14 protein-coding genes are annotated in these 24,670 nt (G+C 52.2%); 6 read left to right on the top strand and 8 right to left on the bottom strand.

The genetic code is table 11. The annotated features are described in order from the left end of the window. Positions 1-47 precede the first annotated feature (47 nt). The 3 genes from K2G41_RS05355 to dut are packed head-to-tail and all read right to left on the bottom strand — an operon-like array spanning position 48 to position 3,128. Positions 48-929, bottom strand: coding sequence for a DUF4292 domain-containing protein (locus K2G41_RS05355; RefSeq protein WP_300115930.1), 882 nt, complete (start codon positions 927-929; stop codon positions 48-50). After that, positions 926-2,668: a tetratricopeptide repeat protein gene (locus K2G41_RS05360; RefSeq protein WP_300115937.1), complete on the bottom strand. Its 1,743-nt coding sequence runs from the start codon at positions 2,666-2,668 to the stop codon at positions 926-928. The genes K2G41_RS05355 and K2G41_RS05360 overlap by 4 nt, the downstream gene beginning before the upstream one ends. Before the next feature lie 25 nt (positions 2,669-2,693). Beyond that, entirely contained in the window at positions 2,694-3,128 is a 435-nt protein-coding gene (gene dut, locus K2G41_RS05365) for a dUTP diphosphatase (protein ID WP_300116200.1), read from the bottom strand. 357 nt (positions 3,129-3,485) lie between these two features. Here dut and K2G41_RS05370 point away from each other — a divergent pair, with 357 nt between their 5' ends. From K2G41_RS05370 to secA, 6 genes are all read left to right on the top strand, one after another. Then, the gene (locus K2G41_RS05370) at positions 3,486-4,844 is read left to right on the top strand and encodes a peptidylprolyl isomerase (RefSeq protein WP_300115940.1); all 1,359 of its coding nucleotides are present in this window, start codon (positions 3,486-3,488) and stop codon (positions 4,842-4,844) included. A 67-nt stretch (positions 4,845-4,911) separates the two neighbouring features. Beyond that, positions 4,912-6,969 carry an OstA-like protein gene (locus K2G41_RS05375; RefSeq protein ID WP_300115952.1) on the top strand — a complete coding sequence of 686 codons (2,058 nt, stop codon included), beginning with the start codon at positions 4,912-4,914 and terminating at the stop codon, positions 6,967-6,969. Then, positions 6,966-8,858, top strand: a complete 1,893-nt coding sequence (gene mutL / locus K2G41_RS05380) for a DNA mismatch repair endonuclease MutL (RefSeq protein WP_300115960.1) — start codon at positions 6,966-6,968, stop codon at positions 8,856-8,858. The genes K2G41_RS05375 and mutL overlap by 4 nt, the downstream gene beginning before the upstream one ends. 36 nt (positions 8,859-8,894) lie before the next feature. Beyond that, positions 8,895-10,139: a DUF4105 domain-containing protein gene (locus tag K2G41_RS05385; protein ID WP_300115963.1), complete on the top strand. Its 1,245-nt coding sequence runs from the start codon at positions 8,895-8,897 to the stop codon at positions 10,137-10,139. Continuing rightward, positions 10,085-11,800: an alkaline phosphatase family protein gene (locus tag K2G41_RS05390; protein WP_300115966.1), complete on the top strand. Its 1,716-nt coding sequence runs from the start codon at positions 10,085-10,087 to the stop codon at positions 11,798-11,800. The genes K2G41_RS05385 and K2G41_RS05390 overlap by 55 nt, the downstream gene beginning before the upstream one ends. A gap of 128 nt (positions 11,801-11,928) precedes the next feature. Then, the gene (gene secA / locus K2G41_RS05395) at positions 11,929-15,369 is read left to right on the top strand and encodes a preprotein translocase subunit SecA (protein WP_300115981.1); all 3,441 of its coding nucleotides are present in this window, start codon (positions 11,929-11,931) and stop codon (positions 15,367-15,369) included. Positions 15,370-15,469: 100 nt separating this feature from the next. Here secA and mgtE read toward each other — a convergent pair whose 3' ends face one another. The 5 genes from mgtE to K2G41_RS05420 all read right to left on the bottom strand — a co-directional run bounded on the left by mgtE (position 15,470) and on the right by K2G41_RS05420 (position 24,611). Beyond that, the gene (gene mgtE / locus K2G41_RS05400; RefSeq protein ID WP_300115988.1) at positions 15,470-16,840 is read right to left on the bottom strand and encodes a magnesium transporter; all 1,371 of its coding nucleotides are present in this window, start codon (positions 16,838-16,840) and stop codon (positions 15,470-15,472) included. A 113-nt stretch (positions 16,841-16,953) separates the two neighbouring features. After that, entirely contained in the window at positions 16,954-17,775 is an 822-nt protein-coding gene (rsmA, locus tag K2G41_RS05405; RefSeq protein WP_300115991.1) for a 16S rRNA (adenine(1518)-N(6)/adenine(1519)-N(6))-dimethyltransferase RsmA, read from the bottom strand. 555 nt (positions 17,776-18,330) lie between these two features. Continuing rightward, positions 18,331-20,037, bottom strand: coding sequence for a peptide MFS transporter (locus K2G41_RS05410; RefSeq protein WP_300115994.1), 1,707 nt, complete (start codon positions 20,035-20,037; stop codon positions 18,331-18,333). A gap of 96 nt (positions 20,038-20,133) precedes the next feature. Further along, positions 20,134-21,660 (bottom strand): peptide MFS transporter, encoded by a 1,527-nt coding sequence (locus tag K2G41_RS05415; protein ID WP_300115997.1) that lies wholly within the window; start codon positions 21,658-21,660, stop codon positions 20,134-20,136. Between the two features lie 320 nt (positions 21,661-21,980). Continuing rightward, the gene (locus tag K2G41_RS05420) at positions 21,981-24,611 is read right to left on the bottom strand and encodes a fimbrillin family protein (protein WP_300116009.1); all 2,631 of its coding nucleotides are present in this window, start codon (positions 24,609-24,611) and stop codon (positions 21,981-21,983) included. Positions 24,612-24,670 lie beyond the last annotated feature (59 nt).

The following is a 24,670-nucleotide window of genomic DNA, read 5'->3' on the forward strand; positions in this document are numbered from 1 at the left end:
TGATGTGATGAGTTTCAGATTATTGTCCGGACGGGGATATGGCCATATCAGTTGGCCGATCCGACTTTCAGTTTTTTCAGAATATCGGCTGCAAGCACCCGACGGTAACCTTTGGGGACTGACCATGTCTTTCCGAGACCCTTGCCCCATTCGGCTTTCCGGGGATTGAGCGTGATTTCTGCCGCGAAGCGTGTATTGCCGCTTTTGGCAGAGATCGCTGTAACTCCGGCCATTGGTCCGGTCTCGGAAATGGCGAAGTCGGAATAGTCGGCAACGATCGGCTGACGTGAGGGCAGGTTGACAGTGAGCAGTTCTACGTTGCCGGTCGGGGTATCGATGGTGAAATCATAACTCATCCCCATCGGGTTGCGGTCGGGACTTATGGTCCAAGCCGCACCTGTCCCGCTTAACTGACACAGCCCGCGGCTGATGGAGCTCTCACCGAGCATGAACGGACGGCCGAGCAGCAGATCCTGCACGTTGCCGACTGTGGCCGGAAAACCTCCGAGCAGATCGCTGATGCTTTCAGCGAAATAGATCTTCTCGACCTTGTATGCAGCGTAGATACTATCCGAAGTAACCATCACCGAGGCTACCTCCATGCCGAAGAAGCGGAATGAGAGATGGACCGAGCGGTCACGTTCCATTGTCAGAGTACCGCCGATGCTCATGTTTTTCGGGCTGATGAGGTTGAGGGTAACAGGCATCTTCACGCCGTCCCATTCGCTGTAGCTGTTCTCAAGATTGACAAACAGCTCGTCAAGAGTCTTTTTGCTTAGTGGCTCTGAATCAGGGATGTTGTAGCCGCCACCGGTCACCACTCCCGATCTGGAAGAGTGACATCCGGCGGTCAGGAGAGCCATTACCGCGATGATGAACGTGGCGTAGATATGGGTGAAGCGGATGTGCCGCTGATGGGTCTCTGTCATTTGAAGAAATATGTCTTATGTTTGACTTTCTTTTCGAGAAGTTGGTTGTCAGGAGTCAGTTTCAGGGCCTCTTTCCAGAATTCGAGTGCACCGTCAGGATCTCCGTCCATGAAATATATGTCGCCTGCGTGTTCGAGTATTTCCGCTGAATTTTCGTCGGAAAGCTCAAGAGTGCGGTCAATTATCTCGCGTGCCTTTGCGTAATCCTTGCGTTTGAAGAGCACCCAAGCGTATGTATCGAGCGATGTGACGTTCTCCGGTTCGGCTGCGGTAGCGGTCTCAATCATCGAAAGAGCCTCGTCCAGATCGCGTCCCTCACAGGCGAGATAGTAGGCACAGTTATTGAGAGCCATATAGTTTTCCGGATCGTAGAGGAGGGCTTTCTTGTAGAGGGTGAAGGCACTGTCGGTGAGTTCGCGGGCATAAAGATTATCGCCCATCGCGCCATAGATGCGTGAGATCGTCTTTATGTCGGTGGAGTCGATGAGTTCGAGGGCGCGCGCATACTCTTTAGGTGCTTTTTCGCGTTCGCCGCTCTGGTCGTAGATTGATCCGAGCACCAGATACTGCCGGCCATTCTCCGGATAATAGCGGAACGAGCGTTTGATCGCAGCCTTCGCCTTGTCGAGCTGATCTTCCTGAAGATAAAGCGACGTCAGCATTTCCCAGCCTTCTTCGTCGGCGGGATCAAGGTCGAGCGACCGTTCGGTCTGCTCGGCGGCTTTGGTATAGTCCTTGGTGACGATAAGATAGCGCGCATAGAGCGAGTGAATGTCATGCTCATGGGGGTGTTGGTCGATCAGCACATTGAACAGCTGCCCTACGCGCGGGATTTGCGTCGAGTCATTGTACATCTCCTGAATGTAGGAGCGGAGTATTGCGAGTTTGGTCTCCACGTCGAGGCTTTTCTGCTGGAGTGCCTGAAACACCTCGCGGTTGAAAGCCGCGCTGTCACCAAGAGTGTTGTAGAACTGTGCGCGGGAGTAGTAAGCGAGTCCGCTGGACGGATCTGTCTCGCAGGCTTTGTCATAGAACGCTTTCGCTTCGTCGTTGCGTCCGAACATCGAGTATATGTCGCCGGAAAACACCTGATATTCCACGGTTTTTGGTGATGATTCGCGCAGACGGTCAGCCTCCGATAGGATTGATGCCGTGTCCTGACGGGTGAAATATAGCTGGATTTTCTTGGTGGTGAGCGGGATGCTCATACCTTCGGCTATCTCCACGGAGTCATAGACGGCTATTGCACGGTCGCGGTCAGTCTCCGAACCGCCCATGCCGAGTGCGTTGGCATAGCGGTAGGTGATCTCAAGCCGGTCGGGGTAAAATGTGTGAAGTCTTTCCCAAGTCCTGACAGCCTCTCCTCGGTTGAGCAACTGTTCGTTGAGCATGGCGTAACGGCTACCGTTGTAGAGATCCGACGGATTGGCCTCGTTGTAGTCGCGCAACATGTCCATAGCCTCGCCGATAAGGGTGGAATCGGTCTGCGAAAGGCGCAGAAGGTAGAGCGAAAGCTCCGCCCCGACATCCTTGTCGTCCGCATTGAGTTCGTGGGCTCTTTGCAGCAGGGAGTAGGCGGCATCATGCTGGTCCTGCGATTTTGCCCGCAGGGCTTCGAGGTATATATAGTCCGCTTTACGGACATCTTCAGCGGAAGTCCCCTTCACACGGCCTTTGGCCATGAGCGAGAACGTGCCGAGGGCAATGATGGTCAGTATGAGGATGGGAAGTTGTTTCATTATGCTTGATGGGGTATGCTGTCTCTCAATTGACACCTGTGTGTCCGAATCCTTGATCACCGCGTTCGGTCTCGTCGATACGGGTCACCTGTTCCCAGCTCACGTGGACATACTCCTTGATGACGAGCTGGGCAATGCGTTCGCCGTCGGTGATGGTGTAAGGCTCGTTGGAGAGGTTTATGACGATGATTCCTATTTCACCACGGTAGTCGGCATCGACTGTGCCCGGAGTGTTGACGAGTGAGATACCGTGTTTGAGCGCGAGACCTGAGCGCGGACGAACCTGACACTCGTAGCCTTGCGGAAGCTGTATGCGCAGACCGGTGGGGATGAGGGCGCGTTCGAGCGGTCCGAGTGTCACCGGAGAGTCGAGTTTGGCACGCACGTCCATTCCGGCAGCCGAGTGCGTCTCGTATGCGGGGAGGGGATTGGAGGAATCATTGATGATTTTTACCTTGATATGTTCCATCTTAGAAGGAATTGTGTCGGTTGGGGAAAATAGTTGAAAAATGATGACAAAGAAAGCGGCTTGCAGGAACGTAGCAGCCGAACTTACATATTTAACAAGCGAAAGTAGCAAAAATCCTGCAGATAGCCTTACTTTTTACCATAAAAATGATAAGTTGTCAGTTTTAGCGGTCCTTATTGCCCTAAGATTGGCGTGACTTTGCGGCTTTTTGCACCTCATGATCACTTCCGGTGGATGGAGAGTGTGAAATTTTCTTTAAATCGCGTTGATTTTGACAGGGTTGGGAGAATTTTTAGTAACTTTGGGGCTGATATTCGCATTTCTTACATTTATCATTCATTTAAGCGCGTGAAAATCAAATCAATCATATTGCTGGGCGTGCTCCTTCTAACCGGAGCTGCCTATATGTCGGCTGGAACAGATAATGTGGCCGAAGAAGTTGCATGGGTGGTCGGTGACCAGCCTATATGGAAATCCGAGATCGAGGAGGCATATCAGAATATGCTCTATGAGCGTGTGCCCATCGCCGGCGATCCTTATTGTGTTGTGCCCGAACAACTTGCCATTGAGAAGCTCTATCTCCATCAGGCCGATATGGACACTGTGGAGATCCCTGACGCAATGGTGTTTCAGCAGGTGGAAGCTACGCTCAACAATTATATCATGAATCTCGGTTCAAAGGAGAAGGTTGAGCAGTACTTCAACAAGTCCATTCCGGAAATGCGCGAGTCGCTCCGCGAGATGGTGCGTAACCGTGCGCGCGTGCAGGAGGTGCAGCGCAGTCTCACAGGCTCTATCAAATCGACTCCCGCCGATATCCGCCGCTTCTTTGAAAAGATCCCGGAGGACAGTGTGCCTTGGGTCCCCCTTCAGGTTGAAACCCAGATCCTCACGGTAGCTCCCGCCATTCCCCGCGAGGCAGTGGAGGATGTCAAGTCCCGTCTGCGTAATTTCACCGAGCAGGTCAACAAGGGCGAGAGTACCTTCTCCACGCTTGCTATCCTTTACTCCGAAGACCCCGGCAGTGCGCCGCGCGGCGGTGAACTCGGTTTCAGTGGCCGTGCGGAATTTGTCCCTGAATTTTCGGCGGTGGCTTTCAACCTTAATGATCCCAAGAAGGTATCTAAGATCGTCGAGACGGAGTATGGCTTCCATATCATCCAGCTTATCGAGAAGCGCGGTGACCGCATCAACGTGCGCCATATACTTCTGAAACCGAAAGTTGCCGAGAAGGATCTTGAGGAAGCTGTCAACCGTATGGACTCACTCCGTATGGACATCCTTGACGATAAGGTGACTTTTGAAGAGGCGGTGACTTTCCTCTCTCAGGATAAGGATACCCGCTACAACAAGGGTCACATGGTCAACGACAACACCGGCTCGACACGCTTCCAGATGTCGGAGCTTCCGCAGGAAGTGGCCAAACTCGTTGACACTATGGAGCCCGGTGAGATTTCGAAGCCTTTCATCATGATCAACCCCAAGACAAATCATGAGGTGGTGGCTATGGTGAAGCTCACCAACCGTATCCCCGGCCATAAGGCCAATATCTCGGATGACTTCCAGCTAGTCAAGAACATGTATGAAAACTCACGCCGTCAGGAGATCCTTGAAACATGGCTCGCCAAGAAGATCAAGGATACATATATCCGCATTGAGGATGGCTGGCGCGACTGCGAGTTCCAAAACAAAGGTTGGATCAAATAAGTACTCCTTCCGGCCCTGAAAAAACTGACACACATACCCGATCCGATATTCGCTTCCTGTTGACTTCATGAAGAAATCACCTATCCTCGCACTCTTGGCCGTAGCGTTCATAACCCTCCCGGCCATGCTTGCTCAGGTTCCTGCCGACAAGGACACTCCCGCACCAAAAAGCGCGCCTCAGCCGCGCAAGAGTGTGATACGTCCGACCATTCCCACGGCTGACCGCCATGAGCCGGGTAAGGTATTCCTTGAGCGGGCAGACAGGCTGATGTTTGATCAGGCCCGTGACTCCGGCGTGCAGATTGTGGTCGGTAATGTCCTGTTCCGCAAAGGCGATATGTTCATGTACTGCGACAGCGCGCGTTTCAACGAATCGACATCGTCGCTTGACGCATATCTGAATGTCCACATGGAGCAGGGCGACACTCTGTTTGTCTATGGCGACGAACTGTACTATGACGGCATTCAGGAGCTTGCCGAACTCCGATCCTATCCCGGAAACAGAGTCCGTCTTATCAACCGTGACGTGTCGCTTACGACCGACGTGTTTTTCTATGACATGGCTGCCGAGGTGGGCTACTATGAGACCGGCGGTACTCTCACAGATAAGCAGAACACTCTCCGCTCACTGCAGGGATTTTACTATCCATCCACAAAAGATGCGTTCTTCTATCTCAATGTTGATCTGGAAGGTCCGCGTGAGAATGACACGCTGAGGATGTACACCGACTCACTCACTTACAATACGGCCACAAGGATCGCACAGCTGATGTGTCCTACGCTCATAGTCAACAAGGATGGTGAGATCAATTCCTCATCGGGTTTCTATGACACAAACCTCGGACTGGCGGATCTCTATAACCGTTCGCGTGTGCATACACGCCGGGGCAACTATCTGACCGGTGACACACTCTTCTATGACCGTGAGAAAGGCTTCGGCGAGGCTTTCGGCAATATGGTGCTGACCGATTCGGTCAGACAGTCGGAACTGCGAGGTGACTATGGATATTACAATGAACTGACTGATTCGGCTTTCGTCACCGGTAACGCACTCGGCATGGAGTATTCCAAAGCCGATACGCTCTATCTCCACGGCGATACCATTCAGGCATACATGCTTCCCGACTCTACGAAAGTCACCAATGTCTATCACCGGGTGCGTTTCTTCCGCCGCGACCTGCAGGGCTTGTGTGACTCACTCAGCTCCGTGGAGCGTGACTCTATTATATATATGTACTATCATCCCATTATCTGGAACGGCGAGAACCAGATCGCCGGCAATGTGATCTACGTTCACTTCAACGACTCGACCACTGACTGGGCCAGACTGCCGGAATCAGGTATGGTGGCGCAGCATGTAGGTGAGGACTGCTACGATCAGCTCGCCGGTGCTGACATGACCGCATGGTTCAACGACTCAACTATCCGTCGGCTCTATGTCGAGGGTAATGTGCAGCAGATCATGTTCCCGATGGAGAATGACTCCACCTATAACAAATTCATATTCAATGAGAGCAGCTATATGGATGCTTTCTTTTTAGATAATAAAGTCGAACATCTGGTCATGTGGCCGGAGACAACGGGTAAGGCTACCCCACTGTACCTTGCCAAGCGTTCGTCCTACTATCTCGATCAGTTCCGTTGGTTCGAGCCTTTGCGTCCGATGTCGCCCGATGAAATTTTTGATTATCCGCCGGAGATGGATGGACTGAAAGGAATGCAGTTCTTCTCAAAGGTGAATCCTGAAGCCTACACGGTACGCGGAACGGTGCTCGGCAAACCTAAGCCCCAGCAGCCTCCTACGCCTGATCCGCGCAATGCCCTCCCTAAGGGGGCCGCACTGACCGGTGATTCCATCGCAGGTATTGAGGATGAACTGGTTAAGCCTCATGTTGCAGACTCACTTGAGCGGATTGATGACAGCCTGCGTTTGACGACGGATAGTCTTGCAGTCTCGCCATCCGGCGTTGAGATTCCTGAAACAATCGATGAGCCTGATGCAGCCGATACGCCTGCCGAAGCTCCGGATTCTCCTGTAGAAGAGAGTGGGGTGGATCTCCGTGACGAACTTTGCCTTTTGCCTGACAGGATCAGTCTGAATAGAGGAAAGGAGGTGGCCGCATGAGCGACATCATACGTCTTCTTCCCGATTCTGTGGCCAATCAGATTGCGGCGGGTGAAGTGATACAGCGTCCGGCATCAGTCATCAAGGAGCTTGTCGAAAACTCCATTGATGCCGGTGCGACTTCCATAACCATCATTCTCAAGGATGCAGGCCGTACGCTCATTCAGGTGATCGACAACGGTTGCGGCATGAGCGATACGGATGCGCGTCTGGCCTTCGAGCGTCATGCCACATCCAAGATCCGTAAGGCTGACGATCTCTTCTCGCTTTCCACAATGGGATTCCGTGGTGAGGCTCTTGCCTCAATCGCGGCTATCGCACAGGTGGATCTCCGTACAATGCTCAAAGGAGAGAGCATCGGAACACGTCTGATAATAAATGGCTCGAAAGTTGAGAGTCAGGAGCCGGAAGCCTGTGCTCCGGGCAGTAACCTGATGGTGAAAAATCTGTTTTTCAACGTCCCTGCCCGCCGTAAGTTCCTGAAAAAGGATTCGGTCGAGCTAAGCAATATCATGCGTGAGTTCGAACGCCTTGCACTGGTCAACATAGGGGTGGATTTCACCCTCATCAGCAATGATGTGACACTCCACTCGCTTCGGCGTGCATCGTTCAAACAGCGCATCACCGATCTTTTCGGCAAATCGCTCCAGAAACAGATCATACCGCTCGACACCGATACGTCCATTGTCCGTATCAACGGCTTCATCGGTCTGCCAGAGAATGCCCGAAAGAGAAATCAGCTGCAATACCTGATGGTCAACGGCCGCAACATGCGTCATCCGTATTTCCATAAGGCTATCATGCAGTGCTACGAACGTCTGATTACTCCTGACGTCCAGCCTAATTACTTCATAAATCTGACCGTCGATCCTGAGACGATAGATGTCAACATACATCCCACCAAGAGTGAGATCAAGTTTGAGAACGAGCAGGCTATATGGCAGATACTGACAGCCGCCGTGCGTGAGTCACTCGGACGGTTCAATGCAGCTCCTGCCATTGATTTCGATGTCGAGGATGCGCCTGAGATTCCGGTATTTTCCCCCGACAGTGCCGCTGACCATGATGTGGAGCTTGACGATGACTACAATCCTTTCGCTCCACCTACACGCGCTACGCGTCAGTCGTCCCTCTCGGCCGTTGCGGATTACGGAGATGGCGATGATTTTGCTTCCTCGATGAACTTTTCCCGTCCCTCCGAACGTTTTCAGGACTGGGAGAAACTCTACGATGATTTCGTGCGCAAGCGTGACGACGGTTACGCCTCCATGGTCGAGAGTAAGGTCAACATGCCTGAGATCGAATTGCAGATGGAGAGCGAAGCTCCGGCTAACGCTACTTTGCAGCTGAAAAATTCATATATCCTTACCTCCTCGCGTGACGGGCTGATGATCATCGATCAGCATCGTGCCCATAAGCGCATCCTTTACGACAGCTATCTCGAAAAGGTGCGGGAGAAATCAATGGTGTGTCAGAACACCATGTTCCCGGAGGTGCTGGAATTGTCTCCCGCTCAGAATGCAGTCCTGACGGATATCGCTTCCTCTCTGGAGGAACTCGGCTTTGCCATAGCTCCTCTCGGCGACAATTCATGGAGCATCACCGGTGTCCCCTCGATCCTTAACGGAGTCAATCCGCGTGACACCCTCCTCGGCATGATCGAGTGTGTCACCGAGACCGGCGAGGATCTTGCTTCGTCGCTCCACGAGCGCATAGCCCTCTCGATGGCCGGCAGTAGTGCCATCAGGCGCGGTCAGGTACTTTCGTCGGCGGAGATGGATAAGCTTATCAGTGATCTGTTCCGTCTCCCGACCCCCGCACGTACGCCTGACGGCAAAGTGATTTTTACGATAGTCAGTCTTGACGACATAGCCGGAATGCTCGGATGATATTCCGCTGTCCGTCCCCACTGTTTTAGAATAATAATGTTCAGTCAGTTCAGAATTAAACAGATATCAGCACGCATTGTCCTCGTTGTGCTCTGTGTCGTGTTTGGCTTTCAAGCCAAAGCCGAAGCCGGAGAGATGGATGATGTGAGGATCTCGCTGTTGACCGCACGCGCCGGTGCTGACATATATCAGCTCGAAGGCCACACCGCCCTACGGATTCAGACTCCGCAGAGGGGCGACTATGTGGTCAACTGGGGGCTTTTTGATTTCGCAGCTCCGAATTTCGTGTATCGTTTCGTGAAGGGTGAGACAGATTATATGGCCGGAGCTGCTCCCACTGACCGTTTTCTTGCGATCTATGCGCGTGAAGGCCGTATGGTGGTCGAACAGGAACTTAACCTTACCCCGGAGGAAAAAGAGCGGATAATCCGTCTGACCGACACGAATCTTCTCCCTGAGAACCGCGTCTATCGCTACAATTATGTGCTTGACAACTGTGCGACGCGTCCCCTTGCCATCATTGAAAAGGCTATGGACGATTCGTTGCTCCTCGGCACTTCTGGACTTCCGGCAGAGGCTGCTTCGACTTTCCGCAATGCCATGCGTCACTATCATGTCAACTATCCATGGTATCAGTTCGGCATCGATCTCGCTCTCGGTAGCGGCATCGACCGTCCGATAACCATGCGTGAGGTGTCTTTTTCACCGGAGGCACTTGAGATGATGATGGCGGACGCGAAACGTCATGATGGTCTTCCCGCCGTTTCCGGTACTGTCATTCTGACAGGCTCGGAGGATTCAAGCCCGGTTCTCGGCCCGACCCCGTGGTATCTGACTCCTATGTTCTGGAGTTGCGTAGTGCTCCTCCTGTCCATTGTTTTCTCAGTTTGTCAGCTCAGGCGTGGTTCCGCCGGCAGAGGTGGCATGATTTTCGATACGTTGTTTTACCTCCTCATGGGCTTGGCCGGATGTGTCATTGTATTCCTCGTGGTCATTTCAGTCCATGAAGCGACGTCGCCCAACTGGCTTCTGCTTTGGCTCAACCCGCTCTGTTTCATCCCGGTTGTGGCCGTGTGGGTAAAAAAGTTGGAAAAGTTGTTGATTTCCTATCAAATGCTTAACTTTGCATTGCTTATTGTGCTCCTTGTGCTCTTTGTCTGTGGAGTGCAATCACCCAATCCTGCCTTCATCCCGCTGATAGCGGCTGACGGAGTGCGGGCTTTGTCATGTATATTAACCAAAAGAAACGCCCGATGTCATCACGCAAACCACATCCGTTAAGTTCCCGTCTGGCAAGTGTGCTCGTTGTCTCGCTTGTGACGATGGGTATCGGTGCGTTTACGCCTGTATTTGCCGCTCGTCCATCGGCAGCAGCCCCCGACAGCAAAAGCAAGGATACCGACCGTCAGTACGTGCTCACACGTCCCGCTCTCGTGGTCGGAATTTTTGTTGAGGGACTTGATGCCGATTATGTGAACCTTCTGCGCGACAATTTCGGAAAGGACGGCTTCAACCGTTTCATCAACAACGGTGTCACCATCGAGGATATCGACTACGGGACTGATATCGACCCGACAGCCGCTACCGCCATGCTTGTGACAGGTGCAGCTCCGTCGGTCAACGGTATTCCCGCCTCACGAGTGTGGGACTCGGAGACTCGATCCGACTATCCAATACTCCTTGATCCGGCCAATATCGGTAATTTTACGGACGAGACATTCTCACCGGCTGCACTTAAAGTATCGACTATAGGCGACGAGGTCCGTATTGCTGACGGAGGTATAGGTCTCGTTCACTCCGTCGCGCCTGACGCACAGGTGGCCATAGTGCTTGCGGGACATGCCGGCAACAGTGGTTTCTGGCTCAATGAATTTAACGGTAAGTGGAGCACCTCCACGTATTATCGTGATGTTCCCGCGGCCATTGCCAAGCACAATTATGGTGTGACGCTTTCGTCGCGTCTCGACACCATCAGCTGGACACCCTCGATTCCGCTTGAGGATTATCCTGATCTTCCCGAATATAAGAAACTCTTCCCTTTCCGATATAATTTCCCCGCCCGTGACCCCAACCGTTACAGAGCATTCAAGGCTTCTGCACCCGGCAATCATGAGGTGGCGCAGATCGGCGTGGATTATATATCTTCGCTCAATCTCGGAGGTCGCGGAGTCACCGATATGCTTAATCTCGGCTTCAATGTCAGTCCTTACCCCTACGGACGTGAAGCCGACACGCGTGTGGAGACGATGGATGCCTATCTACGTCTCGATTCTGACATCGCAAGCATAGTCAAGGCTGTCGAGAAGCATCCCGGCATGGCCAACTCGGTCATTTTCATTGCCGGAACTCCCGGCCCGTCGGGCAGCAAGCGCGACGAGGACAAATGGAACATTCCCGCCGGACAGTTCTCGCCGAAACGGGCCGTCTCTCTGCTCAACGTCTATCTGATAGCCCTGCATGGCAACGGCGAATACGTCACCGGCTACCATGACGGATATTTTTTCCTCAACCGCAAGTTCCTGAAAGAAAGTAATCTCGACGAGCGTCTCATACGCCGGGAGAGTGCCGAGTTCCTTGCGAGAATGAGCGGTGTGACAGCTGCATATACTATTGATGATGTGTTTGAACGCCGTGCAGGTGAAAATCCACAGGCTCTTCAGCGCAACACATCCATAAAGCATGCCGGTGACATACTCGTTACCGTCAATCCCGGTTGGGAAATCTCTGACGGCTCTTCCGAAAGCGAGGGTGGATCTCATCTTCCTGTGATAAGGAATGTTGCCAATACCTCGCCCGTCTATATACTCGCACCATCCGTTGCACCCGCCAAGATAGAGGGTCCCGTGGATGCCCGCGTAATTGCTCCGACAATATCAAGGATTCTTCGCATACGGTCGCCCAACGCGGCGTCGCTCCCGCCACTGCGTCTCGGTAAACGCTGATCCGCATGGCCCGCTGCAGTTTGTCGCCCGGCTTCCGGACGATATCGGCAGACGATTCCGATCCATACCTCTCTCCGCGAATAAAATCCTTAATTATCAAAACAAGTAAAAAAGACCATAACCATAATATGTCATTTCAATCATTTCTCACAAAGATTTTCGGTAACAAGTCAACCCGCGACTTGAAGGAAATCGAACCTATCGTGAAGAAAATCGAGGCTCTCCAGCCTGAAGTCCAGCAACTCACCATCGATCAGCTCCGCGAACGTATAGCCAACGTCCGTGCTGACATCAATCAGGCTATTTCGGCCGAGCAGGAGGAAAACACCCGTCTGCGTGCCGAAGTGGAGGAACTACCCTTTGACGAGCGTCAGCCCGTATGGGATAAGATCGACGAAAATGAGAAAAAGATGCTCGATACCATCGAGGATAAGCTCAACGAGCATCTTCCCGAAGTGTTTGCCGTAGTGCGCGAGACCGCCGCCCGCTTCGCAGCCAACGAAACCATCGTGGTAAAGGCTACCGAACTTGACCGCGAGCTTGCTGCTCAGGGCAGGGACTTCGTCAGCATCGACGGTGACAATGCCATCTGGAAAAACCATTGGGTTGCCGGAGGCAACGAGGTTAAATGGGACATGGTTCACTATCGTGTACAGCTTATCGGCGGTATCGTGCTCCATCAGGGAAAGATCGCCGAGATGGCTACCGGTGAAGGTAAGACTCTCGTTGCGACCCTCCCGGTATTCCTCCGTTCGCTTTCAGGCCGTGGCGTCCATGTGGTGACCGTGAATGACTATCTTTCAAAGCGTGACTCCGAGTGGATGGGGCCGCTCTACATGTTCCACGGTTCGACAGTGGATTGTATCGACAAGCATCAACCCAACACTGCCGCACGCCGTGCAGCATATAACTGTGACATCACTTTCGGTACGAACAACGAATTCGGTTTCGACTATCTGCGTGACAATATGGCCATGTCGCCCGGCGATATGGTACAGCGCAAGCACTACTATGCCATCGTCGATGAGGTCGATTCAGTGCTTATCGACGATGCCCGTACACCGCTCATCATCTCCGGTCCTGTTCCGCAGGGTGAGGATCAGATGTTTGATGTATATCGCACCAACGTTGAGAAGGTGGTCGAGGCTCAGCGTCGTCTCGTCACCAAGATTCTTGCCGAGGCCAAGACAAAGATCGCTTCCGATGACAAGGAGGTGCGTAAGGAAGGCGCGCTCCTGCTTTTCCGTGCCTACAAGGGTCTGCCCAAGAACGGTGCCCTCATCAAATTCCTTTCACAGGAGGGCATGAAAAACCTGCTCCTTGAGACCGAGGCATACTATCTGCAGGACAACAAACGCGAAATGCCCAAGGCTACCGATCCGCTATACTTCGTCATCGATGAGAAAAACCGTAGCGTCGAACTCACTGATAAGGGTATCGATGAGCTTACCGGTAAGACTGACGATCCTCAGTTCTTCGTGCTCCCCGACATTGCATCGCAGCTCTCCGAGACAGAACATATCGAAGATGCCGCACAGCGTCAGGAACGCAAGGATCAGCTCATGCAGGAATATGCCGTCAAGGCAGAGCGTGTCCACACTGTCACCCAGCTCCTCAAAGCCTACACCCTCTTCGAGAAGGATGTGGAATACGTGATTGACGAAGGTAAGATCAAGATCGTCGATGAGCAGACCGGACGTATCATGGAAGGTCGCCGTTACAGCGACGGTCTCCATCAGGCCATCGAGGCCAAGGAACGTGTGAAAGTCGAGGCCGCCACGCAGACATTCGCAACTATCACTCTCCAGAACTACTTCCGTATGTATCACAAGCTTGCCGGTATGACCGGTACAGCCGAGACTGAGGCAGGGGAGTTGTGGGATATCTATAAGCTCGATGTGGTGACTATCCCCACCAATAAGCCGATAGCCCGTATCGATATGAACGACCGCGTATATAAGACCAAGAAGGAAAAGTATGCAGCCGTCATCGATGAGATTCAGGATCTCGTTTCGCAGGGTCGTCCGGTACTTGTGGGTACGACTTCAGTCGAGATCTCGGAACTCCTCAGCCGAATGCTCACCATGCGCCATATTCCCCACAATGTCCTCAATGCAAAACTCCATCAGAAGGAGGCCGAGATCGTGGCACATGCAGGTAAGAAGGGTATGGTGACCATCGCAACCAACATGGCAGGCCGTGGTACAGACATCAAGCTTACTCCTGAGGTCAAGGAAGCGGGCGGTCTTGCCATCATCGGTACGGAGCGTCACGAGTCACGCCGCGTCGATCGCCAGCTCCGCGGTCGTGCAGGCCGTCAGGGTGACCCCGGTTCATCGGTGTTCTATGTATCATTCGAGGATCAGCTGATGCGTCTATTCGCCACTGACCGCGTCATGAAGATGCTCGATACCCTCGGCCTTGAGGAAGGCGAGCGTATCGAAAGCAGCATGGTGACCAATGCTATCGGCAACGCGCAGAAGCGTGTCGAGGAAAATAACTTCGGTATCCGTAAGCGTCTTCTTGAATATGACGACGTGATGAACAAGCAGCGTACCTACATCTACAACCGCCGTCACCATGCACTCCTCGGCGAGCGTATCGGTATCGACATCGCAAACATGATGTGGGACGTGATCGAGAATTTCGTCAATAACTTCGGTCCTGCCGACTATCAGGATCTCTCGCTTGAACTGTTCCGCGTGCTCACCATCGAGGCTCCGTTCACTGAAGAGGAGTATCGCAATATGTCAAAGGAGGATGCGGTAGAGAAGATCCACGCTGCTGCACAGGCTGCCTTCGACCGCAAGAGCCAGCGCATCATCGAGGTGGCTCAGCCGGTGATCATCGACTGTGTCGAGAACCGCGGATTCAAGGGTCGTATCGCTGTACCTATGACGGATGGCAAACGTTTCTTCAACCTTGTGGTGAATCTCGAAGAGGCTTACCGCACCGGTTGCAAGTCTATCGTCAAGGAATGGCATAAGGCTGTCCTTCTTGTCACCATCGATGAACTCTGGAAAGAGCATCTCCGCGAACTCGATCAGCTGCGTCAGAGTGTGCAGAACGCGTCCTACGAACAGAAAGATCCGCTGGTGATCTATAAGGTTGAGTCGTTCCACCTCTTCGAGGCTATGCTCAACAATCTCAATGTGAAGGCTATGTCAACCCTCATGCGCGGTCAGATCTATGTCCAGTACAATGATGCACCCCAGCGACCTGCTGAAACCCCGGCCGAGGAAGCTGTTGAGGAGACCGTGACTGAGACGGAGGTCGAAGCCGGCGAAAATACTGCCGCAGCTCCTGAGCCTGCTCCCGCCACTGCCCCTGCTCCCAAGCCTCAGCCTAAGGTGGAGCGTGCGATGCCTGAGAGACCGAACGATTATTCACAGTACCGTACATCACGTGAGAATCTGCCCGGAGAGAATGCTCAGCGTGAGGCCGCGCAGAATGCCGGACAGCGTCCTGCTCCCCAGCCTGTAAAGGCCGGTCCGCGTATCAACCGCAATGATCCCTGTCCCTGCGGTTCAGGTAAGAAATATAAAAACTGCCACGGACGCGGACTCTGATCCGGCGTAAGTCGCAATAAAAAATGAATGGGATGCGAAAACTTTCGCATCCCATTCGTTTTTTACTGCTTTTTTCAGTCAGTGACTAAGGTTTATCGGATCAGTGGGCTGCTCCAAACAACATGATGAGCCACGATGAGATGGACATGTAGATAAGCATACCGATGATATCGTTGGTGATGGAGATGAACGGGCCGGTCGCAAGTGCAGGGTCAATCTTGAGTTTTTCAAGCGTAAGGGGTACGAATGTACCAAAGACCGAGGCAAACATAACGACGCAGAATATCGAGGCTGAAACAGCTATCGTGGTCACTTGATGCCCGCTGCCGATTGTAAAGAAGTTGTAGATGAACACGAGCAGTGCTATAATTGATCCGTTGAGAAGACCTACGCCAAGTTCCTTGATAAGCTGACGGGCGGACTTTTGTATGTCAAGTGAACCGTTGGCAAGACCCTGAACCACGATTGCTGACGATTGAGTGCCGACATTACCACCCGTACCTCCGATCAGCGGGATGAAGAGGGCGAGAGCCGGATCGACTACGAAGCCGCTTTCAAAACGTCCGAGTATGACGGAGTTGCACAGACCGCCGACCATTCCTATCAGCAGCCAAGGCAGACGGGCCTTGGTCTGGGTAAAGAGATTATCGTCACTCTCCACATCGCCGGAGAGACCTGATGCGAGCTGATAGTCGCGTTCGCTCGAATCGCGCACCTTGTCCATCACGTCATCGACAGTTATGCGGCCAAGCAGTCGGCCTATGGAATCGATCACAGGCATGGCCACGAGGTCATATTTCTCGAAGTCGAGTGCCACTTCGTCAATAGGTGTTTCAGCCTTTACCGCGACGGGGTCGGTCTCCATGACGTGTTTTATTTTTGATACGGATGGATGTGTGATCAGTTTCTTGAGCGGGAGAGTGCCGCGCAGACGATCCTCGTTATCTACCACATATACATAATAGACCTCATCCATATCCTCGGCTTGCATCCTCATCTGCTTGATGCATTCAGGCATACTCCAGTTCTCGTTGACCACGATCATTTCCGTACCCATAAGACCGCCGGCGGTGTCTTCGTCATATTTGAGAAGGTCGATGATGTCACCGGCTTGTTCTACGTCGTCAATGTGGCTCAGGATCTGGTCGCGTTCTTCCTCGTCGAGTTCCTGAATGATATCCACGGCATCGTCCGTGTCGAGATGTTCGATCTGCTTGGCGATGTCGGCCGCATCCATCTTCGAGAGGAGTTTGGCGCGGTCATCCTCATCGAGTTCCATGAGGACAGCGGCCTGCATCTCCTCATCGAGGAGTTTGAACAGATATTCCGCCTCGTCGAGATCCAGATCCTGATAAAGCTCTGCAATGTCGGCGGGGTGAAGGTCGGCAAGTTCTTCCGCCGCTGCTGCATCGGCGTGATCATGGATGATGTTGCGCAGATGTTCGAGGTATTCAGGGGTGAATTCTTTCATAGTTATTACGTGGAGGAGCGAGGTGTTGGAGAATGATGACTCGTTTACGAAGTCACTCTTAGAATCCTTTAGGGAGTTGCTTTGAGTGACTGTTTGCGTTTAATTTTTAAGAATTACTTCCCTTCTCTTGCCGAGCTGATCATCAAGGTCAGTTCGACGAACTGTGCCACCGAAAGCTGTTCGGGGCGCATGGCCATGAGAGGAGTGTCGGGCAAGGGGACACCTGCAGGAAACATCCCGCGCAGAGAATTGCGCAGCGTCTTGCGGCGTTGGCCGAAGGCTGTTTTGACCACTGATTTGAAGAGACGGTCGTCACATCCGAGATCTGTCACGGAATTGCGCACCATCCTGATGACTCCGCTCTTGACCTTGGGCGGAGGATTGAACACGTTTTCATCCACTGTGAACAGATATTCCACGTCGTACCATGCCTGAAGCAACACGCTGAGGATTCCACGTGCCTTAGTGCCCGGAGCAGCAGCGAAGCGTTCGGCCACCTCGCGCTGGAGCATTCCGGAGCAGCAAGTCACCTGATCGCGGTAATCGAGCACATGGAAAAATATCTGCGAGGAAATATTGTAGGGATAGTTACCGATGACACAGAATTTCTGGCCGTCGGGATAGATCTGTGCGAGATCAAGCCGGAGAAAATCGGCATCGAGTATGCGACCGGCAAGTTCGGGATAGTTATAGCGCAGATATTCGATGCTCTCACCGTCGATTTCAGCTACCTTCACATCATGGCCGGCTGCGATAAGATACTTTGTCAATACGCCCATACCCGGACCTACCTCCATCACGGGGAGACCCTTATAAGGAGCGAGTGTGTCGGCAATGCGTGCTGCTATGCTCTCATCGGTCAGGAAGTGCTGTCCGAGAGCCTTTTTGGGGCGTACATCGCCTCCCTGTCCGGCTTTGGAGTTAGTTCGTTTCATGGGTTGGTGCGCTTGTTGCTACTGGTTATTACTTGATGCAAAGTTACGCGTTTTTGATGAAATCTTAACAAGGTTTTACTTCTTTTAATGCTCTGTGTTCAACCATTGCTCCCCCCGGATGTTTTATTTATGAACGCACGAAAGATAAGACGTTCAAGAGGTAGTCTTTGGCCAAGATGCCACGGGCTATATTAAGAAGAGCAGGGTTCTGACCCTCGCGGTCAGACTCTCTCTGCCCCGATTCAAGGTTTCTAAGCCGTAGAAACCTTTGGGGACGGCATCGAAACCCCGTCCCCGCCATTATCACCCGCCCGGAAGTGGAACCAGCGTCCTTCCGGGCTTTTTTGTGTCCTTGTATGTCGTTTTTATATAACTCTTGGGAATTAATGATTTTGGCAGATTCACTAAACCGTATTATATTAGTACGGCGTGCCGCGTATGTCGGATGAAATGCGTAGGCCTGAAAGCACAGGTCATAACTATTTCATCCGACATACACGGCACGCCGTGTTGCTACAGATTTAATGAGAGCGGGACGGGATTCTTGGGGGCTTATCAGATGGCGTCGTCCTCGACATTTTCGAGTGGATCTGCTTCAGTGGGAGTACTGTCGGAAGTGGCGGCTTCGAGTTTCTTCATGATGGAGAAGATGAATGCAGCCGAGATCAGACAGATCACCACGAGTATGCCCCATACCATATAGGTCGGGATCTTGCCCCAGAGGATCATCGGGATGGACACAAGATAGTTACCGATGGCGGTTGCGGCAAACCATCCGCCCATCATAGAGCCCTTGAGTTTCGGAGGAGCAACCTTGCTCACGAAGCTGATACCCATAGGTGAAAGCAGGAGTTCAGCGAAAGTCAGAAGAAGATAGGTAGAGATAAGCCAGTTGGGAGATACAGAGGCATTAGTTCCGACAATTCCGAGAGATCCGATGAGCATGAGCACGTAGGCTATCGCAGCCATGATCATTCCGTAGCCGATCTTGCGGGGTGCTGACGGTTCGGCATTGCGTTTGGCAAGCCAGCCGAAGAATGCGAGTGATACCGGAGTGAGGGCCACGACATAGAACGGATTGAACTGCTGATATTCCTGCGGCTGAATGCCGGTGAGGGGATCGGGTGTCACTGAATAGAAGTACCATACCGCCCAAGCTACAAGGGCGAGGATAACTACGGATACCACGCGGCTGACAGTACCCTTTGACTGGAAGAGATTGAAAAGCGCATAGACACCGACTGCGATACTTAGAAGTGCCCACACATTGAAGCCGATTCGTGTCCAGCCACCGGCTTCAGGCGAGGTGCAGCTTTTAGCAAATTCCGTAAGTGTCGCTCCATTCTGATGGAACACCATCCAGAAGAAAATCACTACTGCAAACACGAGCAGGAGAGCCACGACGCGTTGTTTTGTCTGTGCGGGTGTGAGTTCGGGACCGGCGGTAGCCGCGGTGGACTTCGCTCCGGTGGCCGGCTGTTTCTTGTCAACAAGGATGTGTGCGTATGTCCGTCGGCCGAGGAAGTAAATGAGGAAGCTTACGATGAGCGAACCACATGCGATTGCAAATGCATAGCTGTAACCGGTCGAGAGAGTTGTGATATAATCATTTGCGAAGGCTGTGAGGTCACTGCCGGCAGTCATGCCGTTTTCAGCAATTGTAGCCGAAAGGTCCGCACCGTTTTCAGCTCCGTCGAGATAGGCGTTACAGAGTGTGGGGAGTGACGACACGTATGTCAGTCCCTGAGATTTCAGTGCGAGGTTACACATTGCTGTAGCAGCCATCGGTGCAAACATCGAGCCGATATTGATGGCCATGTAGAAGAGCGAGAAAGCTGCGTCACGCTGACCGCTGTAGCGGGCCTCGTTGTAGAGATCGCCTACCATGACCTGAAGGTTGCCTTTGAAAAGACCCGTACCGCAGGCAATCAGCAGTAGCGCACAGAACAGGATAACGAGCGAAGATGTGCTGCGGATATCTGTCGGGATCGCCATGATGAGGTAACCGATAAACATGACGAAGAGTCCGGTGACGACACATTTTGAAAAACTCCACTTGTCAGCAACCCAACCACCGATGAGGGGCATGAAATAGACAAGGGCGAGAAAGCCTGCGTAGATCTGACCCGACACGGTGGAGTCAAGTCCGAATTTGGCCTGCAGGAAAAGCAGAAAGATAGCAAGCATGGTGTAGTAGCCGAAACGTTCGCCTGTATTTGCGAGCGCGAGCACATAGAGACCTGCCGGTTGATTTTTGAACATAAGTGTGAAATAAGATTACATTATGAGAAGGACATTGCCGATCATTTCTGGCAATGTCCTCCATGAACTATAAAAATTAGAAATGACATTACGGTTTTAAGCGTTTGTCACACGTTCGAGCCACTTGACCATTCCGAACATCACACCCATCGAGATGAGGCAGACAGCAAGGAACACGCTCCAGCAGATCCATAGAGGCCAAGCGTTGTACATCAGCGGGCCGATCCAGAGCAGGAGATTACCGAGAGCGGTAGCACCGAGCCAGAGACCCTGACAGAGACCCTGCATGTGGGCGGGAGCTACCTTCGACACGAACGACAGACCTAAGGGCGAGATGAAAAGCTCGGCCACGGTGAGGAAGAAGTAGAGCAGCAGTAACACCCAAGGACCGGCCTTCATGGTGGCGGCTACGGCATTGGGGAGAGCGCGGAAATCAACTCCGGAGGGATAGTGCTCGCAATAGGAATAGAGGGCGAGGAAGAGAAAGGCCATGCCTGCGAGACCCATACCGATAGCGATCTTGCGGGGTGTGGAGATCTCGATGCCTGCGCGGCTCAAAGCTCCGAACATCATCATGATCACAGGGGTAAGGATGATTACGAAGAAGGGGTTGGCGGCCTGCCAGATTTCAGGGGCGATGGATGAGGTATCAACAAAGTCACGCGCGAAGAGCGAGAGCGAAGTGCCGTTCTGATGGAATGAGAACCAGAAGAAGATCACTACGCCGAGCACTGCAAAGAGGGCGGTCATGCGTTGCTTGATCTCCTTGGCCATTGCGCGGCGTTCCTCGTCAGAGATGCGTACTTCCTCGGTCTTGGCTTTCTTTCCGGGGGTGGGGAGAGTGTTCTTCACGCTCACGAATATGAGGAGCGAGAGGAGCATGGCACAGACAGAGGCGATGAAAGAGTAGTGGATACCAGTGTTGAACACATCGAGATACTGCGAGCAGAATGCCTGAATGTCACCTGCGGCATTTCCACCGGTCTCTGTGATGAGGGCATAGAGGTTATTGAGATTCTCGGAGTTCATTGAGTCAGTGACGCTCAGGTACTCGTGGCAGAGTGCGGGAAGCTTGGCATTATAGGCCAGATTATGTGTGCCGAGCCACCAGCTGCGGAGCATAGGAGCGACGAAGGGCGCGACGAGACCACCAACGTTGATGAACACGTAGAAGATCTGGAAACCTGAATCGCGCTTGGATGAGTACTTGGGGTTGTCGTAGAGCTGACCGACAATGGCCTGAAGGTTACCCTTGAAAAGACCGTTGCCGAAAGCGATGAGGAAGAGCGCGAAGCAAGTCATCGGAAGCAGCCATGAGATATTGTCGGAAGTCGAGAGGATGGGAATCGAGAGGATCATATAGCCGATGGTCATGATGATGAGGCCGTTGATGATAGTCCCCTTGTAGTTCTGGGTACGGTCAGCGATCGTGCCGCCCACGAGGCTGAGCAGATAGATGCCGGCATAGAAGAATGAATAGACAAGAGCACTGGTCTCCTCGCTGAGTCCGAATTTCGAGCATAGGAACAGCACCAGCACTGCGTTCATGATGTAATAGCCGAATCGCTCTCCCATGTTTGAAAGAGCGGCGGGAATAAGGCCTTTAGGTTGGTCTTTGAACATAATGGATATAAAATTTTCGGTTATAAGCGTTGAAAGCTTCGTGAGGGTATTAATTTATAGGTAACTTGCACTGTGTGGCGGAGAGAGTTTCCGCAAAAATACAAAAAATATGCCTAAATTCCTCTATCACGTATCAAAAATGAACTAAAATAAAATCTTTAAACGGGTTTAAAAGTGTTCGATGCGGGGAGGCGTGCCGGAAAGACCTGTCTGCATATTCCGTTTATGACAAAAGCTGAGGATATGTCGGACTAATCGAATTTCCGACACATCTTCAGCATCAAGTACAATATGTGTTGTCAACCGTTCAAAAAGCTTTGCTATTCCTTGACCGGACGGACTCCGAATCCGGCAAGACGATCGAACGCATTCTCTTCATCTGTTATGTTGCCGCTGGTACCCGTACGATACAGTACGAAACGACCACCACTGGTGGCTGAGGCGAAACTATCCCAACATAATGACATTCCACTGCCTATTTCACCGTCTTTATTTCCTCTGTAGCCTAATCCGTAGAAGAGCATTTCACTTCCGTCAGGAAGCGGGAGATAATAACATGGCGGTTGAGTCACTCCCGTTCCGGCTACATAGCGGACCGGTTTAAGAGTCGAACATGCCCTTGTCTCATTTCTGTCAGGTACTCTATAGCCGACAGGCGACGGATCATAGACCGTCTTTACAGGTGCTGTCTGAGAGAGATTACAGTTCCATAGATTGGTGTATGAGAAACTGGGAGTTGCAGTCATACACCAGAACACGTCAGGAGTCCTGATAAATGTCACCAATATGTCGTTGCCGGTTGTAGTGCCGGTGACCTGACTTGTCGCCAAGGCGGTGACTTCCGTATGATCGGCTCTATACCACTGGTCGATCGCAGCCATCTTAGGATCTTTACGACCCCATTGATAGAAACTGCTGTTGGTCGGGGTAAGCACTTTTTTGCCTGACTGATTAAAGGTGATGATCTGTGTGGCAGGTTCTGAGCCGTCAATGCTTTCCTGCGTGAAACGGATCTTGACAGAGCACTCCTTGAAATCGGTCTCGTCACCGCCATTGATCTCACCAATGTTTCTGGGCATGAAGCTGTAGGTAGCCGTGCCGCTTCCGGGCACATCGTTTAGATTTGTACCGCTCACATAGTCAGTCACCCATAGCTGCCAGCTCCACATCACAGTGCTGTCTTTGTCAAGGACAGCCACGAGTGCGTTTCCCTGACGAATGGAGGCATGAGGTATGTCAAATATGACAGATCTTTTATCCTCGGAAAGAGCCACATTCCTCACAAGATTAAGCTGACTTTCCCACACGAGGATAGCCTTGTCGGGATCACATCCGGAGTTATTATAAATGTAAGGATCTGTGATATCGTTTCCAAGATGATTGATAAATGTCTTTAATGCAGTTCTGTTATGCGAAGTGGAGATGTATGCTGAAGTATTTGCAACGCCATTTTTCACGGCATTGCCATATACGAGCGGGAGGCTGTAAGTGCCCGGAGCATTGATTATGTAACTGTTGGCTGTATTCTCCACGGAGGATGCACCTGTGCTGTTTGACAGGTTGTAGGGATTATTACCGCTTGATGCGTTAATATCCGCAGCATTCTGCAGAGTCTTTGTCCCTTCACTCATAGCCAACCATTCGAAATCCTGAAGCTGGGTTTGTGCCACACAGGCGGAATCTCCTGAGCCTGCTTCCGGAAAATCCGTTATCCAGTTGGGACGAGGAATGACATTTCCGGCGTCATCAATAAATTCAGCTGTCCATTTCAGTGGAGAAGCAGAGTCGCTTCCATGACTTGTGACTGTGAAATTCACCTTACCTCCGGTATAATTCGTCTCGAAAACGCCATCAACTTCAAATGACGAGGCTGAAGAATTGACCGACAGACGATAGGTGACCGTTTTCCCGGCGGTCCATTTCTGTCCGGCAAGAGATGACGTGTAGGTAGTTGCCTTACCGTTTATGTCAATGGTAAGAGTGAGGGTCGCATCAGCCGGTAACTCCTGCGGAATGAACAGGAAAGTCTGCTCATCGGAGGTCATGGGCGTATCCGGGCTGACACTTGTACTGCCCGTGGCCGCTGTCAGTTCGATTTCTGGCTCAACCGCGAAGTCGGCGGCCACTGACAGGTCAGACCAGACACCGGTCTCAAGGTTCAGACTACCGTGAGTGCTGACCCCGGTTATTTCTATTTTTTTAATTGTACAAGGTGTCATTACCTGACCTGTAGTGAATCTCACAGCCGTAAGGGCATGATTGAAGGTCATGGCACAGGGTGATGATGACGCGTCGCGTGGAGTAGCCCACAGAAGATCGGTCTGGGCAGTAGCTTCTGCAGGTGTGACATAAGTGAGGCTAAGCTCACCGGTAGCATCCGGCGACGGCAGAGAGATCACCCCCTCTTCCGGAACACTTCCCGACAGATCGCAGTATGGTGAATAGGCATTGATATGGAGCGTGCCACTGCCCGGCCATAGGTACTCTGCCTCCGGAGTCCAGTTGTTGCTACGGGTCACATCGACATTATACATGTAGTCCGGTGTCCTTGCAGCAGAGCTGTTGCCGGAATTCATCGACGCGAAAACGCCGAAATCGCTTATGGTCGAAGTCGATACGCCTGTTGCCCTTGAAATATCGGAGTTGGAATCCCTGACCGCGCCTATCCCGTCGGTCACTTCAGGAATGAGATATAAATTGTCTGTCACGGACTTTAGCGTGATTACATTCAGACGCTCCTGCCCCGAAGAAGAACCAACGACCGTATTTCCTCCGCGCGATGTGTTCCAGTCACCTGTGGATGTGACTTCAAAACGGATCGTCTTGCCGCCATCAACTGCAGGCGAGGGTACGTCGTCCGCACATGCCGTCACCATTGACAGCACTCCCGTGCAGATAACACAGCGCATGGCGACTGAAAGGATATGTCTGTTGTAACGCTTGGTTTTCATAATCTCATTATTCCTGTCGCTGAAAGAGAGGGGACATGGATGAGGATATATCTCTCCCT

Origin of the sequence: Duncaniella sp. (assembly GCF_029056165.1) — a bacterium.
In the GTDB taxonomy this organism is placed as follows: domain Bacteria; phylum Bacteroidota; class Bacteroidia; order Bacteroidales; family Muribaculaceae; genus Duncaniella.

Coding starts and splice junctions, on each gene's coding strand:
- K2G41_RS05355 (WP_300115930.1), bottom strand. CDS start 929: ATGACAGAGACCCATCAGCGGCACATCCGCTTCACCCATATCTACGCC.
- K2G41_RS05360 (WP_300115937.1), bottom strand. CDS start 2,668: ATGAAACAACTTCCCATCCTCATACTGACCATCATTGCCCTCGGCACG.
- K2G41_RS05375 (WP_300115952.1), top strand. CDS start 4,912: ATGAAGAAATCACCTATCCTCGCACTCTTGGCCGTAGCGTTCATAACC.
- mutL (WP_300115960.1), top strand. CDS start 6,966: ATGAGCGACATCATACGTCTTCTTCCCGATTCTGTGGCCAATCAGATT.
- K2G41_RS05385 (WP_300115963.1), top strand. CDS start 8,895: ATGTTCAGTCAGTTCAGAATTAAACAGATATCAGCACGCATTGTCCTC.
- K2G41_RS05390 (WP_300115966.1), top strand. CDS start 10,085: ATGTATATTAACCAAAAGAAACGCCCGATGTCATCACGCAAACCACAT.
- secA (WP_300115981.1), top strand. CDS start 11,929: ATGTCATTTCAATCATTTCTCACAAAGATTTTCGGTAACAAGTCAACC.
- mgtE (WP_300115988.1), bottom strand. CDS start 16,840: ATGAAAGAATTCACCCCTGAATACCTCGAACATCTGCGCAACATCATC.
- rsmA (WP_300115991.1), bottom strand. CDS start 17,775: ATGAAACGAACTAACTCCAAAGCCGGACAGGGAGGCGATGTACGCCCC.
- K2G41_RS05410 (WP_300115994.1), bottom strand. CDS start 20,037: ATGTTCAAAAATCAACCGGCAGGTCTCTATGTGCTCGCGCTCGCAAAT.
- K2G41_RS05415 (WP_300115997.1), bottom strand. CDS start 21,660: ATGTTCAAAGACCAACCTAAAGGCCTTATTCCCGCCGCTCTTTCAAAC.
- K2G41_RS05420 (WP_300116009.1), bottom strand. CDS start 24,611: ATGAAAACCAAGCGTTACAACAGACATATCCTTTCAGTCGCCATGCGC.